We start from the raw sequence: 14,953 nt of genomic DNA on the forward strand, positions 1-14,953 counted from the left end.
GCCGGGAGACGGCCGGGGGTCAGTCGGACCGGGTGGCCTGCGGGGCCGGCCGCGGGAAGTGCGGGGGCGTCTGCGGCGAGGGGCTGCTGTTCTCCACGGCACGCTCGACGTCCTCCGCGACGAGGTCGTGGTTGAGCGCGAACGCGGCCGCGGCACCCTGCCCCGCTGCGGTGATCACAAGCGCCTTCGCGTCGGATACGTTGCCGACCGCCCACACTCCGAACACGCTGGTCCGGCCCGCGGTGTCGGTGGTCACCCAGCCGTTCTGGTCCCGCTCGCACCCCAGGCCGGTGAGCAGGGTGTCGTGGGGCACCACGTGCGGGAAGAGGAAGACCGCGCTGCGGGGGAAGACATGGCCCTCGGCCAGCTCGACGCCGCGCAACTGGTTGCCTTCTGTCACCAGGCGCTTGATGGTCCCGTCAGCGACAACGATGCCGCGGGCGGCCAGCTGATCCCGCTCCTCCGCGCCGAGATGCAGGGTGTCCGCGAAGAAGACGACGTCGTGCGACCACTGCCGCAGCAGCAGCGCGTGCTGCACCGCGCCCGCGTGGGTGCCCAGCACTCCGATGGGCCGGTCGCGTACTTCATACGCGTGGCAGTAGGGGCAGAACAGCACGTCCTTGCCCCACCGTTCTCGTACGCCCGGGATCGCGGGGAGCTCGTCCCGCAGTCCGGTGGCCACCACCACCCGGCGGGCCCTGAGCACCGCGCCGCCGTCCAGCCGGACGAAGAAGCCGGGGTCGATCTGATCCACACGGCTCTCGAACAGGTCCACCCCGTAACCGGCGACCTCGGCCCGGCCTGCCGCCAGCAGGTCGGCCGGAGGCATCCCGTCCCGGGACAGGAAGCCGTGCATGTGCGCGGCGGGAGCGTTGCGCGGCTCTCCCGCATCCACCACCGCAACCCGGCGACGGGCCCTCCCTAGAACGAGCGCTGCGCTCAGGCCGGCCGCTCCGGCACCGATGACCACCACGTCATAGACCTCGTCGGCGGCCGGTACCGTGCCGCCGTTCTGCGTGTTCGTCGTCGCCTTCATCACGGCGATCACCTCCGGCCCCCAACGTGCTCCGGCTTTGCGCCGTGGGCAACTTCCGTTGCCATTTCCGGGACGGCCCGGGTCGCATGGGGGTCATGCGGAAGCTTGCCCCCCCGGCAAGGCCGTTCAGCCCGGCATGCCGCACAACCGGAACGCCCGTGCCGTACGCCCCCTCACCGCCGTCGATGTCCCCGCCGCTGTCGAGACCCTGACCAGGGCTTTTCGCCTGCATATGCCGAGGTCGGCCCCTCGCGCCGACCCGTTCCCGGAGCTGTCACACCTCCAACGCATCGAGGCCGCGCCGCCACTGCCACGGGAGGGCTTGGCGGATCGACTTGATCGTTCGAGAATTTTCGCACTATTATCGTGCGGAAATAGCCGCACGATTCAAGGTGGTTCTGATGGCGCCGTCACGGGTGTACGAGCATCCTGAGGCTGATGAGATCGCGATCCCGCGGGTGCTGTTCGCGTTGAGCGAGCCGCTGCGGTTGTCGATGGTGCGGATGCTCGCGGAGCGCGGTGAGGTGGACAGCATCGAGCTGGGGCCGGACCTGCCACGGTCGACGCTCACACATCACACCGGCCTTCTGCGTGAATCCGGGGTGGTGTTCGTCCGCGCCGAAGGACGCAAGTGCATGATCCGGCTACGCCGCGACGACCTGGAGGCGCGGTTCCCGGGCCTGATCAACACGGTCCTCGACGGGTATCAGGAAGCTCCTGCAAAGGGGGACGCGTGATCCGCCGCGTCTGGCCCCTTGCCGCGGCCGCGATCGCGCTGGGTGTCGATGCCTATGTTCTCGCTGCGGTGCTGCCCTCGATCGCTGATTCGCTCGCCACGACGGTCGCGGCGGTCGGCCTGGGCGTGACAGCGTTCACCGCGGCCTACGCTCTGGCGGGGCCGTTGCTGTCGGGAATGCTGATCCGTGGGAGTACCGCCAAAGCGCTGCTGATCGCGCTGGGTGTATTCAATCTCGGCAACCTCATCACCGTGGTTTCGCCGGGGGCCGAGGTGTTTCTCGCCTCGCGGGTGATCGCGGGCGCCGGTGCCGGCGTGCTCACCGCGGTGGCAACCGCCGCTGCCGCTGCGATGGTCGCCGACCATGAACGGGGTCGCGCCATGGCCATGGTGACCTTCGGGCTGTCCACCGGAACAGTCGCTGGAGTACCGGTCGGGATGGTCGTCCGCAACCAGCTGAATTGGCGATGGACGATGGGCCTGGTCGTCGCTGTCGGTCTTCTCAGCATGGGTGCTCTGGCTGTCAAGGCGCGCACGATCCCGTCGCTGCCCGTTTCGCGAGGTCCTGCTTTCGCGGCGCTGCGGTCGTCGAAGACTCTCATCGGGGTCGCTGCTGCGTTTCTCCTCGGTGTGGCCAGTCTCGGGCTCTACACCTACCTGCTGCCCATGGCCGAGGCCCGAGGGCTCCAGGACTGGGGATTCGCGCTGGTGTGGGCCTGGGGCATCGGCGGCGTCACCGGCTCTGCCCTGGTCGGCAGGCATCTGGACGCGTCCGGGCCCCGCACTCTGCTCATCGCTCTGCCCGCAGTGCTACTGGGGAGCTTCGCGGCCTTCTGGGTCTTCACCGCGCCGGTGGTGTGGCTCGTCGCAGCGGCGTTGTGGGGTGCGGCAGGATGGGCGAGCGTCCCTACCCTGCAGCAGGCCCTGACCGGAGACCGACCCGGGCAGGCGGTGCCGATCGTCGCGTTCCAGATGGCCGCCATGTATCTCGGTTCCGCCGCAGGTGCCGCTGCAGGCAGCAGTCTGCTCGCCAACAGCGCCGATCCGGGCGGCCTGTCCGCATGGGCGCTGGTGCCCGCAGCTCTGGCGTTGCTGCTCACCGGGTGGCTCAGCGTCGTGGTGCTCCGTGTTCATGCTCGGCGCCGCATCACTCGCCTCGCGTACGACGCCGCCGACCAGGCTCGCTCCGGCCACTGATCGCGGTCGCACGCGCCGTGCTCGTCATGGGGCGCCGCGACGTGTGAACGCACCTCCAGGACGCGCACGTCGGCGCCCTGGAGGAAGCACGCTCCGGGGCGCGGCTCCCGGCAGCCTGCCGGCGCGGCCGGCCCGCCCGAGCCGGCCACCGACCGCCCGTGAACGCCCCCGTCCACGAGAATCGGAGCGGACTCAGGCCCCCACGCTCACCGTGAACCGCCGCGGGTTGCCGTCGTTCGCGGCGCCCGAGACGTCGGGCTGACCGTCCGGGCGTACGTCGTCGTACGGGAACGCGTAGCCGATCGGTGTGTGGGCGTGGACCACCCGTGACCAGTGGTTGGTCACGGTGCCCTGGTAGTAGTCCGCGGCCGAGGTGCCGTTCGGCTGGTCGGGGTGGGTGAGCATGAGGGAGCGGTTGAAACCGGCCGCGAGCCGGGCGAGCAGGGCCTTCTTGTCGTCGGGGTCCGCCGGATTGTTGGCGAACGGGCCGTGGTTGCAGGTGAAGACGTCCTTGGAGGCCGGCTTGGTGAAGGTGTGCCCGCCGTCGAACGTCAGGAGGTCGCCGCCGACCCGTCCGGTGCGCACGCCGCGGCCGCCCTGCAGATCGATCCGCAGATCGGTGGAGCGGTATTTCTCCCAGACCTGGTCGACGTAGGCCGTGAACGCGTCGCGGAACGGCATCTCGTCCGGCCGGTCGAAGAACGGCGCCATCAGGTTCTGCGGCGAGATCACGCGCAGCACGCCGCCGTCCGCGCCACGGATCACCAGCTTGTCCCACGGCTGGCCGTCGGAGGCGGCCTGGGCGGTGAGGTCGTCGGCGATCCGCTGCACCGCACCGTCCGGGAGCGGTGCCACCGTGTGCGTGGTGTCGCCCTCCAGGGTCAGGCCGATCGGCAGCGCGGTGACCAGGTCGACGTAGCTGATGTTCGCGTACAGCTGCTGCGGGTTGAAGGTGAATTCGCAGAACGACCAGGTCCGCCCGTAGTTGGCGTCCGTGGATGTCGCGAACGCCGGTTCGACCAGGGCGGGGCCGGGGTTGAGGTAGAAGGTGAGGGTGTCGTCGCGTACGAAGTAGACCCGGGCGCCGTACATCTGGGGCAGGGACAGGACCACCGGAGCGCCGCCCGCCGCGTTCAGCGGGATCGCGCAGTCGACCGGCAGCGGCGTCTGCGGTGCGGCGGGGGAGTCGGGGCGGTAGGCGCTGCCGTCGGCCCGCAGCAGCACCCAGCGGTCGGTGCCCTGCTCGTGGCCGGTGACATAGGCGTTGACCCTGCCGGGCAACGAACGATTCTCCAGGGCGAGTTCGCAGGTCGCGGGGGCGGCCGACGCGCTCGGACCCAGTGCGCCGCCCCAGAGGGGGTAGGTGAGGGCGGTCGCGGAGGCGGTGGCGGCGCGCGTCAGGAACGTTCTGCGGGAAAGCATGAGAGGACTCCCGAGGTGTGTGTGGGGGCGCGGACGGGACGGTCGTGGGGGAGCGGGGTCCGGGAGGCGTCCGCGGGTGTGCACCACTGTCGCGGTGGTCGGTGAGAGCGTCAAGACTTGTGACTGAGAGCGCTCTCAGGAGAGTGATTTCTTCACAACTCGACAGCGGTGAACCGTTGTTGACGGTCAGTGCGGGACCGGGCGGTGCGGCCGGCCGTCAAAGGCTGAAGAACCCCGTCCGTCCTGTCCGTCTCTCACTCGGTGGTTCCGCCGGGGGCTGATCGCCTAGACGACGGTGGCGCCGCCGTCGCCGGGCTCCCGGGGTGCGGTGGCTGCGGTGCGGTAGAACTCGGCTGCGGTGACGGTGGCGGGGACGCCGAGTTCGGCGGCGACCGCGGTGATCGCGGTGGCGCCGACGGCGAGGTCGGCTTGGCCGTCGGTGGTGAAATACGGTGCGATGAACGCCTCGTAGTGGGCTTGGACTTCGTCCGCGGTGTGACGGCCGAGGAACGTCCGCATGTGCCGCACGGTGGTGTCGGGTTCGTTGCGGATCACCAGCAGGGCGCGTCGGTGGGCTCGTACGACGGCCTGGATCGCGGGGTCGTCCGGATCGATGTAGGTGGGGTCGACGGCCATGCCCACGGTGGGGATCCGGAAGTGGTCGCCGACCCAGGCCAGTACCTGCCAGCCGTGCTCGGCGGCTACCGCCTCCGGTGCGATGGTGCTGCCGACCAGCGCGGCGTCGATCCTGCCGTCGTGCAGCCGGCGCAGATCCATGCCGTAGTCGCCGGGTGGGCGGACGACGGTGTGGAGGTCGCGGTCCGGGTCGAGGCCGGCCCGGCGCAGTACGATCCGGGCGAAGCACCCCGGTGCGGTGTGGGGGGCGTGTACCGCCAGCCGTCGGCCGGCCAGGTCGGCCAGGGAGGTCAGGCCGGGGCGGGCGAGGAACCAGAACAGCGGGCGGTGGGTGTTGACCGTGAGCGCGGTCCAGGGGATGCCATGGGCCAGTCGGGACAGCAGCGCCCGGCCGAGCCCGATGGTGGCGCCGTGGCGCAGCCGCTCCTCGTCCCATGAGCAGCCGTCGCGCAGCGCGACGTGGACGCCCTCGGCGGCGTAGTAGTCCTGCTGGTCGGCGATGTAGGCGACCAGTTCCTCGTGCAGGCCCCGCCCGACGTAGGCGAGATCGATCGTGTACATGAAGGTTTTCCTTGATCGTGCCACCGCCACGCGCCCGCGTGTGCCGAGGGCCCGGCGGCTGCGGCCCATGGTGCTGAGGCGACGGTGTGCCGGATACGGTCCGGCCGTCGGCCGGACCGGGATGGCGCGGCCCCGTGTACGGCCCCGGGTGCGGAGGGCGGCGGGGCGGGGGTCAGTACATGGCCATCCCGCCGTTGACCGCGGCCGTGGTGCCGGTCATGAAGGCGTTGTCCTCGCCGGAGTAGAAGGCGACCACCTGGGCGACGTCGTCCGGGTGTGCCAGGCGGCCCAGGGGAGTGGCGGCCACCTGGCGCTGCTTGTTCTCGTCGTCGAGCACATCCGCCATGCGGGTGTCCTCCACCGGGCCGGGCTCGACGACGTTGACCGTGATGCCCCGCGGGCCCAGTTCCTGGGCGAGGTACCGGGCGAACTGCGTCAGTGCGGCCTTGGCCGTGCCCAGTGCGATCATGCCCTCCCGGGGCCGGCGGCTGAGGCCGGTACCGAGATAGATGATGCGTCCCCAGCCCTGTTCGGTCATGGCGGGCAGGACGGCTTTGGTGACGGTGAACGCCGCACGCATCTCGTCGTCGAGCTTGCCGCCCAGTTCTTCCCACGACATGTCCTGGAACGGCTTGATCGCATACGGGGTGAGCGCGTTGTTCACGAGCACGTCGATGCCGCCCCATGCCGCCTGGACCTGCTCGATCATGCTCTCGACCGCCGCTGCCTCGCGCACGTCGGCCTGCACGGCCATGGCCCGGCCGCCGGCGGCCTCGATGCCGGCCACGACCTCCTCGGCGGCCGTGCCGCTGCGGAGGTAGTTGACCACCACACGCATCCCTCGCGCGGCCAGAAGGCGCGCGGTGGCCGCACCGATTCCACTGCTGGCCCCTGTCACCAAGGCCACCCTGCCGGTTGCGCCGGTCACGGGCCCACCTCCTGCTCCTCATCGCGGGCCGTCGGCATGACCGCCCGAAGTCGTTCATCGTCGACACCGGTGTGTGCGGAGCGGATCGCCCCGTAGCGCACGGTGCCGACGGCCGCCCGCAGCGGACCGGCCGCGGTCCGGTGGAGTTCGCGCGGCAGTTGCATGACGAGGTCGAGCTACGGGCGGGACGCCTGCGCGCCGCACGCGGAGTCGACGTGGATGTTGTCGCGGTCGACGCCGGCCCGCAGCAGGGCGCCGATCTGATGGATCAGGGTTCTGGTCGGCCGTCGAGATGCGGAAGTGGCCGATGGGCACGGTCGGAAACTACCCCAGGCACCGTTCTGCGACGTTGATTTCCGACGCGGGTTGCCGACACCACCCACCTGCGGAATCGTGATCACGCGGGGCGGATGTCGGGCAGACGAGCGGGTGCCGACACCGGAGAGCCGCCTGAGATCCAGGCGGGAAGGGTCCGGTCGGCGGTCGGGCGTACCTCGTTGGCGGCGACCCGTCAGCGGGTGGCGAGGAGGCCGTCCACCGGGGCTCGGCGCCCATCCGGGTGGATGCCCTCGGCGGTCGGCGGTGCCCGGTGGTCCGCGACCTGCGCCGAGCGGGGTGGCTCGCTGGGGCCGAGACCGGCGGGTCGCGGCGCCGGACCGCGTCCCAGGGCGTCACCGGCACGCACAGCTCGTACGGATGCGCGCGATCTCGCCCTGGTCGCCGACGACCGCAACGCGGTGCGGACCCGGGCGCGGGCCGAGTCGCGCGGGTTGCGGGTTGTCGAGGAGGAACACGGCGGACGTGCTGTCGCAGCCACCGGCCCCGCGCCTGCACTTCGACGCGCAGGGCCCATGGCCGAGGAAGGTCTCGATCTCTCGCCGCCCGGACGGGGCGGGAGCGCTGCGGGTTCTCAGACCGTGACGGCGAGGAAGGCGGCCCAGGCGGTGGGGGGAACGGTGAGGACGGGGCCGTCGGTGACCTTGGAGTCACGGATGTGCACGGCGGCGGGGTGGGCGGCGACCTCGACGCAGTTACCGCCTTGGTCACTGCTGTAGCTCGACTTGCGCCAGTCGTGGGCGACTTCGAGGCAGTCGCCGCCCTGGCTGCCGCTGTAGCTGGACTTGAACCAGGCGAGGGCGGCGGTACGAGGGGCCGGGTGTGCTGCGCGGGTCATGTCTCTCCAAGCAGTTCGTCCAGTAGGCGCGCGCTCTTCTCGACGGAAAGCGCCTGCGAACGCAGCATCCCACATTTCTGCTGGAGCAAACTGACGGCGTCGGGGTCCTCATGGAGGTAGCTGGTCAGCTGCCCCTCGACGTAGGCGAGATGGTCGTGATCGGGGGTTTCCAGCAGCACCATCGGTCCCGCGAGCCCGGCATGTTTCGGCAGCTTCATCGGCATGATCTGAAGGCCCAGGAAGGGGAGTTCCATGCAGCGACGCAGGTGTTCGATCTGCCTCCGCATTATGGCGGGGTCCCCGATCTCGCTGCGCAGGATGCTCTCCTCCAGCACGAAATGCAGCATCGGGCGCGGCTTGCGTTCGAGGAGCTTCTGCCGGTCGAGTCGGCCTGTCACCCACTCCTCCAACTGGTCGTCTTCGAGAGGCGGATAGAGGCAGGAGAAGACGAACCGGGCGTACCCCTCGGTCTGGAGCAGCCCCGGCACCACCTGGTTCTCGTACGAGAGCAGCGTCAGCGCCTCCTGCTCGTAGTCGATGAAGTCCTGTACGAACGCCGGGAACCGTTCCTTCTTCGGCACCTTCTCCACCGCAACCCGCAACGCCCCCTTCGTATCGAGCAGTTCGTCCAGCTTGACTGCGAAATCCCACTGCAGCGTCCTGCGCCCCTGCTCGATCGACGCGATCGTGTCGTCGCCCACGGAGCACCGCTCGGCCAGGGACGCCTGTGTCATTCGGGCCGCCTTGCGGAACATCGCCAGCTGGGCGCCGATCAGATGCCAGGACGTGATCCGCTTGCTCTTCTTCTTTGCCGGTTGCATGAACTGCCTCTCCCCGTCACGAACCCCGGATGACCCGTCAGAAGTCGTACATCGCCGTTGTACGACCCGACGCGCTGCTCAACCGTAGTGACTTTGTGTGACGTTGGAAGCGTGAACGAGACAACTCAACTCCCCCACTTCCGCGAGGTGTTCCACCGCCGGGAGCGCCGGTCCGTCCCGCTCGTACGACAGTTCGTGCGTGCGGCTCTCGTCGACTGGGCGTGCGAGTCCCGTGCCGACGACGTATTGCTCTGCGTGAGCGAACTCGTCACCAACGCCCTGCTGCACGGCGTACCGCCCGGTCGAGGATTCCGCCTCCAGCTCCGCCTGGAACCGGTCGACGGTGTCCTGCGGGTCGAGGTCCACGACAGCGGCGACGGAGAGGTGGGCCCCGCCGGTGCGGACCCGGCACCCGATGCGGAGGGCGGGCGGGGGCTGCTGCTGGTGGCGGCGCTCGCCGACAAGTGGGGGGTGGGGGAGCGGAACCCCGGAAAGGTGGTGTGGTGCGAGTTCGAGGTGTCGGTGGGGGTGGGGCGCGGCATGTCGACGAGATAGGCCCGGGGGTCGAGACACAGGATCGGCGCGGTCCACCGGTTCCGGCCGCACGTGGGCCATTCCTGGAACGGCGGCCCTCGACAGGAAGTGCCTTCCGCCTGGACCCACAGAACCCCTCGACAAGGTTCATCGTCCCAGCTCAGAAGGCACTTTCGTACTCCCTCCCCGTTTTCGGCCCCATCTCGGCCGAAACGGCGAGGTCAGTCGCCGAGGACCCGCTCCCACAGCAGCCCGTCCCGCCAGCTCCCGTCGAGAAAGATCGAGGAGTGCGCGACGCCGTACGGGCTGAACCCGTTGCGGCGCAGCACCCGCTGCGACGGCAGATTCTCCAGATTGGTGGACGCCTCGGCGCGATGCAGCCCGAGTTCGTCCGTCATCACCCGGAAAGCACAAGCCCGACGGCGTGCCCGGCGTGCCCTTGATTCTGGGCGACGCCGGCGATCCAGTATCCGACGGAGCCGCGGCGCAGGTGCGGCTGCGGCAGGATGCCTCCGACGGTGACCTGCCCGATCACCTGGTCGTCGGCGAGCACCACGCCCGGCCAGACCGTGCCGGCCCGGTATCCGGCCAGCAGGCTGTCGATCCGCTCCGCCTGGCCCTCCGGGGTGAAGAAGTCGGCCGGCTGGGCCGGTTCCCACGGCCGGAAAGCCTCGTAGTCCCGCACCCGATGCGCGGCGATCGGGGCGGCGTCGGTGGGCTCGATCAGGCGGATCCTGGTGCTGCTGCGCATGGGCCGATCCTCGTCGCAGTGCGTCGGATGAGACGGCCAGCCTATGCAAGGGTGCCCGCACCACCGCCACCACCGCCCCCTGCGCCCGCCGGAGGATCGTCGTGAGGCTGGTGTGTTGTGGACAGCACTCGCCCGACGGCCGACAACGGACGGCGCGGCGCTGCCGGACGTGCCGCTGTCGGACACTGGTTCTCCGCCCAGTTCTGGGAACGGACGAAGCCTGTCTACCCGGCGCTGCAGTCGGTGCCGTCCCCGTCCGGACCGGGGGTGTCCTGTCCCAGACCCCGACGGATCGCGATCTCCACGGGTGAGTACGCGCCGTCGGCCCGCTCCAGTTCGTACGGCGCGGCCGGCATCAGCGGCGGCTGGGCCATGAAGCGCGGCCGCACCCCATGGTGCGGTTGCGCCGCGTGCACCAGGAACGGATGGCACAGGAAGACGTCGCCCGGGGACCCGGTGGCGAGGGCGAGTGGCCGGTGGTCGGACGCCGCCACCAGATCGGGCGCAAGGGCCAGCCCGCTCGCCCCGTCCTCCCCGTACTTCTCCAGCACCTTCGGCACGTCGAGGTGTGAGCCGACCCGGATGCGGGTCGGGGCGTCCTGTTCACCGACCTCGCTGAACAGGAACAGCATCAGCAGTGCGCGGCCCCGGGAGCGCAGATTTGTGAAGTACCAGCTCTCGCCCTCCGGCAGATAGCTCCCCTCGATGTGCCAGCCCGCGTCGTCCGGCTCCTCCTCGTGCGGGAAGCGCAGCGGGAACGTGCCCAGCGAGTAGCGCGGCTCCCAGCATCCCGCGCCGACGAGCAGGTCGTACGCGCGCTGCAGGGACGGGGAGTTGGGTGCGGCGGCGAACGGCCCCTGCGCCATGCCGGCCACCCAGTGCACGGGCTGCGTCCACGTCGCCGGATCGTCCGGGTCGCAGCCCGTCTCTCGCCACAGCAGCCGCGCGCAGTCCGCGGCCACGCGCGGCGCGACGGCGCCCTCCAGCTTCACGAAGCCGTCGCGGAGGAAGCGGGATACCAAGGTCGTGTCATCCATGCCCCCATCGTGCGGCGACACCGGTCTTGATCACCCGACATTTTCCGCACCGCCTTTGCCGGGTGTTCACCGAGCCCCTCCCTGTAAACCTGCCGTCCACTTGGACTTACGCAAAGCGGTTGTTGGACTGGAGGGCTCCGAGTCGTCGCAGGTCGTTGACGGTGTCCGGTCACGGGGGCTACTCAGAGCACATGTCGCGAAGATTCACTTCGGCGGGCGCTGTCGCCGCCGCCTCAGCCGCCGTCCTGGCGCTGGTGGGGACCGCGCTCCCCGCCACAGCCGCCGCTCCCGCTCCCGCCGCAGTCGAGTCGGCCGTGCCCGCGGACGCCACCGTCATCCGGTCCGCACAGCTCTCGGTCGCCGTCGCCGACGACTTCCCGCGCGTTCTGGCGTACACCGACAGGGCCAGTGGCAGCCGGCTGCTCGGCAGTACGCAGCCGGTCACCGCCGTCACCCTCAACGGCACCGCGCACCCCGTGAAGCTCAAGGGCGCCCCCCGGGTCACCGCCACGACCGCCCGCTACACGCTGACCTTCACTGACCTGCCCGGCATCGAGATCGACGCCTCGCTCTCCGTCTCCGGCCGCGCCACCACCTTCAAGGTGACGGCCGTCCGCGACACCGAGGCGTTCCGCGTCGGCACCATCGACATCCCCGGCCACGACCTGGTCTCCGTCGGCTCCACGGACACCGGTGGCGCCACCGCCTTCACACGGCTGGACAACGACTCGACGAAGACCGCCGACGTCTTCGCCGCGGTCACCCCGGACACCGCCGCCGACCAGGCACCGGTCGGTGCCTCGTACGCGATCGTCAACACCGGCTCCCTCGCCGCCGCCGTCGAGTCCAACTCCTCGTACGACAAGCCCGCCGGCGCCACCGGCGGCGACGACGCCCGGTTCTGGCACCAGGCCCGCAAGGCCGACGACGGCAGCGTCCGGGTCGGCGTCTGGTCCGGGCAGTGGACCTACCGCGGCGAGGGCGCGCCGAAGCCGGAGAGCGGGGACGGCCTCCCCTGGGCGAAGGTCGTCGTCACCCCCGACGCCAACGGCGACAGGAGAGTCGACTGGCAGGACGGCGCCGTCGCGTTCCGCTCCATCGGCGTCAAGGCGCCCGGCAGCGAGGACACCCCGGACCGGGTCATCACCCACATCCCGTTCAACTTCGCCAGCCAGGCCACCCATCCCTTCCTGCGCACGCTGGACGACGTCAAGCGGATCTCGCTCGCCACCGACGGCCTCGGGCAGATGGCGCTCCTCAAGGGGTACGCCTCCGAGGGCCACGACTCCGCCCATCCCGACTACGGCGGCAACTACAACCAGCGCGCCGGTGGCCTGAAGGACCTCAACGCGCTCCTCAAGGACGGCAAGAAGTGGGGCGCCACCTTCGGCGTCCACGTCAACGCCACCGAGGCGTACCCGGACGCCGGGGCCTTCGACGAGAAGCTCGTCGACAAGACCAAGCCCGGCTGGAACTGGCTCGGCCAGAGCTACTACATCGACCAGCGCCGCGACATCAACAGCGGTGACCTGGCCAAGCGCTTCCAGCAACTGCGCGACGAGACCGACCGCAACCTCAGCCTGCTCTACATCGACGTGTACTACACGCACGGCTGGATCGCGGACAAGACCCTCCAGGCCGTGCAGAAGCAGGGCTGGAACGTCGGCACCGAGTGGGCGGACAAGTTCGAGCGAGGCTCGCTCTGGTCGCACTGGGCCAATGACCTCGACTACGGCGGCGCCACCAACAAGGGCCTCAACTCGAAGATCATCCGGTTCATCCGCAACGACGAGAAGGACGTCTGGAACAACGATCCGGTCCTCGGCCAGACCGCCATCGAGGAGTTCGAGGGCTGGACCAACGAGACCGACTGGAACGCCTTCTACGACAACATCTGGCAGCGCGACCTGCCCGCGAAGTACCTCCAGCAGCAGAAGATCACCCGCTGGGACGGCAACGACATCACCTTCACCGACGGTGTCCGGGGCGCGGTCGAGGACGGCAGGCGGACCTTCTACGAACACGGCCGCAAGGTGCTCAGCGGCACCGACTACCTGCTGCCGTGGGACGGCGGCAAGAAGCTCTACCACTACAGCAAGTCCGGCGGCACGAGCAGCTGGGCGGTGCCCTCCAAGGGCGCGTACACCGTCTACAAGCTCACGGACAACGGCCGGGTGAAGACCGGCACGGTCAAGCCCGTCGACGGGAGGATCACGCTGACGGCCACCGCCGGACAGCCGTACGTCCTCTACCCGGACCACGCGCCGAAGGCCGCCGACCCCCGGTGGGGCGAGGGCACCCCGGTCGGCGACCCCGGCTTCAACGACGACGGGCTCGACGCCTGGTCGAAGACCGGAACCGTCGCCCGCGACACCGACGGACAGGGCCGCAACAGCGCCAGGCTCTCCGGCACCGGCACGGCGGCACTGTCGCAGCGCGTCGACGGCCTGACCCCCGGCAAGCGCTACACCGCCTCCGCGCTGATCGAGGTCCAGCCCGGAAAGACCCGGCACACCACGCTCTCGATCGGCGGACGGTCCGTCGCCGTGGACCGCTCCACCGCCGAGGACTACGTCGCCGCTTCCGACTGGCACGGCACGTACTTCCAGCGCGCCAAGGTGAACTTCACCGCCCCCGCGAACGGCCGCACCACGTTCCGCATCGAAGCGGCCGGGGGCAGTGCGGCGAGCGTACGGGCCGACGACGTACGCATCGTCGCCAACGCCCCGGCGGTCGAGAAGAACACCGTCGTGCACGAGGACTTCGAGGACGTCGACCAGGGCTGGGGCCCCTTCCTCAAGGGCGACGCGGGCGGCTCCACCGACCCCCGGACCGTCATCTCCCAGCTGCACGCCCCGTACACCCAGGCCGGGTGGAACGGAAAGCTGATCGACGACGTGATCGGTGGCAAGGAGTCCCTCAAGGCCCACGAGGAGAACGCCGGGCTCGTCTACCGCACCGCTCCCTGGACCGTGCCGATGGCCGACGGCCACCGCTACAAGGTCGAGTACGACTACCAGTCCAGCCACGCCGGCGCCTACGAGTGGGTCGACGGCTACGACCGGATCACCGCCGACGGCAAGCCCGACTCGGTCGAGACCCGGACCACCCCCGTCGGACAGCAGCGCACCACCGGCCACTTCACCGAGACCGTCACCGCGGGCTGCGGCGACACCTGGACCGGGCTGCGCAAGCGCGGCGACGCACCCGACGGCGCCGACTTCGTCCTCGACTCCTTCACCGTGACCGACCTCGGCCCGGCCCCGGCCGGTGAGATCGCCGCCTGCGGCACGCTCGGCATCGACCCGGTCGCCGAGACCCTGGAGCCGGGCACGGCCAACACCGTCAAGGCGAGCTTCACCAACTACGAGGCCACCGCGGCGACCGGTGTCGCGCTGAGCCTGACCGTCCCCGAGGGCTGGAAGGCAAAGCCCGCCGGCGCCGTCGCCTTCGACTCGGTCGCGGCGGGCGCCGAGGCCACCGGCAGCTGGCTGGTCACCCCGCCCGTCGACGCCAAGTACCAGGCATACAGCCTGAGTTCGCAGGCGACGTACACCGTCGGCGGCGAACGGCGCACGCTCGGCGCGCAGACCTCCGTACGGACCCTGCCGCCGCCGCCCACCACGGACAGCTGGGCCAGCGACCTCGACTGGACGGCCTCCGAGAACGGCTGGGGCCCCGTCGAGCGGGATCTCTCCAACGGTGAGCAGGGCAGTGGCGACGGCACCCCGCTGAAGATCGGCGGCACCGTCTACACCAAGGGCCTCGGCAGCCACGCCCCGGCGAAGGTCCGCTACTACCTGGGCGGCAAGTGCACCTCCTTCACCGCCCAGGTCGGCGTGGACGACGTACAGACCTCACGCGGCAGCGTGCAGTTCAGCGTCACGGCCGACGGCACCGAGAAGGTGAAGTCGCCGGTCCTGAAGGCGGCCGACAGCGCCTGGTCGCTCACGGCGGACACCACCGGCGCCAAGTACGTCGAACTGGTCGTCGGCGACGGTGGCGACGGCAACGGAAACGACCACGCGGACTGGGGTGACGCACGCTTCCACTGCGGTGGCTGAGACCGCAGGATGCGGGGTGGGTGCGCATGGCGAGCACCCGCCCCGCCCTCCCTTTT

12 protein-coding genes and 1 pseudogene are annotated in these 14,953 nt (G+C 70.3%); 4 read left to right on the plus strand and 9 right to left on the minus strand.

The genetic code is table 11. From position 1 onward, the window contains the following. Window positions 1-19: 19 nt before the first annotated feature. Complete coding sequence (locus tag ACIOMQ_RS30530) at window positions 20-1,036, minus strand: NAD(P)/FAD-dependent oxidoreductase (protein WP_401942150.1); 1,017 nt, start codon at window positions 1,034-1,036, stop codon at window positions 20-22. 335 nt (window positions 1,037-1,371) lie between these two features. On the opposite strand from ACIOMQ_RS30530, the gene ACIOMQ_RS30535 reads away from it, so the two are divergent. Together ACIOMQ_RS30535 and ACIOMQ_RS30540 are read left to right on the plus strand one after the other, a co-directional pair. Continuing rightward, the gene (locus ACIOMQ_RS30535; protein ID WP_402191195.1) at window positions 1,372-1,773 is read left to right on the plus strand and encodes an ArsR/SmtB family transcription factor; all 402 of its coding nucleotides are present in this window, start codon (window positions 1,372-1,374) and stop codon (window positions 1,771-1,773) included. Continuing rightward, a complete protein-coding gene (locus ACIOMQ_RS30540) occupies window positions 1,770-2,969 on the plus strand; it encodes an MFS transporter (RefSeq protein ID WP_402191197.1) in 1,200 nt (399 codons plus the stop codon). The genes ACIOMQ_RS30535 and ACIOMQ_RS30540 overlap by 4 nt, the downstream gene beginning before the upstream one ends. Before the next feature lie 192 nt (window positions 2,970-3,161). Here the strand turns inward: ACIOMQ_RS30540 and ACIOMQ_RS30545 are convergent, their stop codons facing one another. From ACIOMQ_RS30545 to ACIOMQ_RS30570, 6 genes are all read right to left on the minus strand, one after another. Beyond that, window positions 3,162-4,391: a glycoside hydrolase family 64 protein gene (locus ACIOMQ_RS30545; RefSeq protein ID WP_402191200.1), complete on the minus strand. Its 1,230-nt coding sequence runs from the start codon at window positions 4,389-4,391 to the stop codon at window positions 3,162-3,164. A gap of 285 nt (window positions 4,392-4,676) precedes the next feature. Further along, entirely contained in the window at window positions 4,677-5,588 is a 912-nt protein-coding gene (locus ACIOMQ_RS30550) for an ABC transporter substrate-binding protein (RefSeq protein ID WP_402191202.1), read from the minus strand. 172 nt (window positions 5,589-5,760) lie between these two features. Beyond that, window positions 5,761-6,516, minus strand: a complete 756-nt coding sequence (locus ACIOMQ_RS30555) for an SDR family NAD(P)-dependent oxidoreductase (RefSeq protein WP_401758183.1) — start codon at window positions 6,514-6,516, stop codon at window positions 5,761-5,763. Next, window positions 6,513-6,680, minus strand: a complete 168-nt coding sequence (locus ACIOMQ_RS30560) for a hypothetical protein (RefSeq protein ID WP_401758181.1) — start codon at window positions 6,678-6,680, stop codon at window positions 6,513-6,515. The genes ACIOMQ_RS30555 and ACIOMQ_RS30560 overlap by 4 nt, the downstream gene beginning before the upstream one ends. 746 nt (window positions 6,681-7,426) lie before the next feature. Next, entirely contained in the window at window positions 7,427-7,690 is a 264-nt protein-coding gene (locus ACIOMQ_RS30565) for a DUF397 domain-containing protein (protein WP_362203933.1), read from the minus strand. Continuing rightward, entirely contained in the window at window positions 7,687-8,511 is an 825-nt protein-coding gene (locus tag ACIOMQ_RS30570) for a helix-turn-helix transcriptional regulator (RefSeq protein WP_362203936.1), read from the minus strand. Before ACIOMQ_RS30570 ends, ACIOMQ_RS30565 begins: the two co-directional genes overlap by 4 nt. 111 nt (window positions 8,512-8,622) lie before the next feature. Here ACIOMQ_RS30570 and ACIOMQ_RS30575 point away from each other — a divergent pair, with 111 nt between their 5' ends. Continuing rightward, window positions 8,623-9,066, plus strand: a complete 444-nt coding sequence (locus ACIOMQ_RS30575; RefSeq protein WP_362203939.1) for an ATP-binding protein — start codon at window positions 8,623-8,625, stop codon at window positions 9,064-9,066. A gap of 200 nt (window positions 9,067-9,266) precedes the next feature. Here ACIOMQ_RS30575 and ACIOMQ_RS30580 read toward each other — a convergent pair. Both ACIOMQ_RS30580 and ACIOMQ_RS30585 read right to left on the minus strand, forming a co-directional pair. Further along, a pseudogene (locus ACIOMQ_RS30580) lies at window positions 9,267-9,796 on the minus strand (GNAT family N-acetyltransferase). A gap of 224 nt (window positions 9,797-10,020) precedes the next feature. Continuing rightward, window positions 10,021-10,833 (minus strand): phytanoyl-CoA dioxygenase family protein, encoded by an 813-nt coding sequence (locus ACIOMQ_RS30585; protein ID WP_362203945.1) that lies wholly within the window; start codon window positions 10,831-10,833, stop codon window positions 10,021-10,023. A gap of 191 nt (window positions 10,834-11,024) precedes the next feature. Between ACIOMQ_RS30585 and ACIOMQ_RS30590 the strand changes: the two genes are divergently transcribed. Continuing rightward, window positions 11,025-14,897: an endo-alpha-N-acetylgalactosaminidase family protein gene (locus ACIOMQ_RS30590; protein ID WP_402191205.1), complete on the plus strand. Its 3,873-nt coding sequence runs from the start codon at window positions 11,025-11,027 to the stop codon at window positions 14,895-14,897. Window positions 14,898-14,953 lie beyond the last annotated feature (56 nt).

The sequence above is a fragment of the Streptomyces sp. NPDC087845 genome (genome assembly GCF_044742755.1).
In the GTDB taxonomy this organism is placed as follows: Bacteria; Actinomycetota; Actinomycetes; order Streptomycetales; family Streptomycetaceae; genus Streptomyces.

Bases quoted from the DNA above. Each gene is read 5' to 3' on its own strand.
- ACIOMQ_RS30530 (WP_401942150.1), bottom strand. From the start codon at position 1,036: ATGAAGGCGACGACGAACACGCAGAACGGCGGCACGGTACCGGCCGCC.
- ACIOMQ_RS30545 (WP_402191200.1), bottom strand. From the start codon at position 4,391: ATGCTTTCCCGCAGAACGTTCCTGACGCGCGCCGCCACCGCCTCCGCG.
- ACIOMQ_RS30550 (WP_402191202.1), bottom strand. From the start codon at position 5,588: ATGTACACGATCGATCTCGCCTACGTCGGGCGGGGCCTGCACGAGGAA.
- ACIOMQ_RS30560 (WP_401758181.1), bottom strand. From the start codon at position 6,680: ATGCAACTGCCGCGCGAACTCCACCGGACCGCGGCCGGTCCGCTGCGG.
- ACIOMQ_RS30565 (WP_362203933.1), bottom strand. From the start codon at position 7,690: ATGACCCGCGCAGCACACCCGGCCCCTCGTACCGCCGCCCTCGCCTGG.
- ACIOMQ_RS30570 (WP_362203936.1), bottom strand. From the start codon at position 8,511: ATGCAACCGGCAAAGAAGAAGAGCAAGCGGATCACGTCCTGGCATCTG.
- ACIOMQ_RS30585 (WP_362203945.1), bottom strand. From the start codon at position 10,833: ATGGATGACACGACCTTGGTATCCCGCTTCCTCCGCGACGGCTTCGTG.
- ACIOMQ_RS30590 (WP_402191205.1), top strand. From the start codon at position 11,025: ATGTCGCGAAGATTCACTTCGGCGGGCGCTGTCGCCGCCGCCTCAGCC.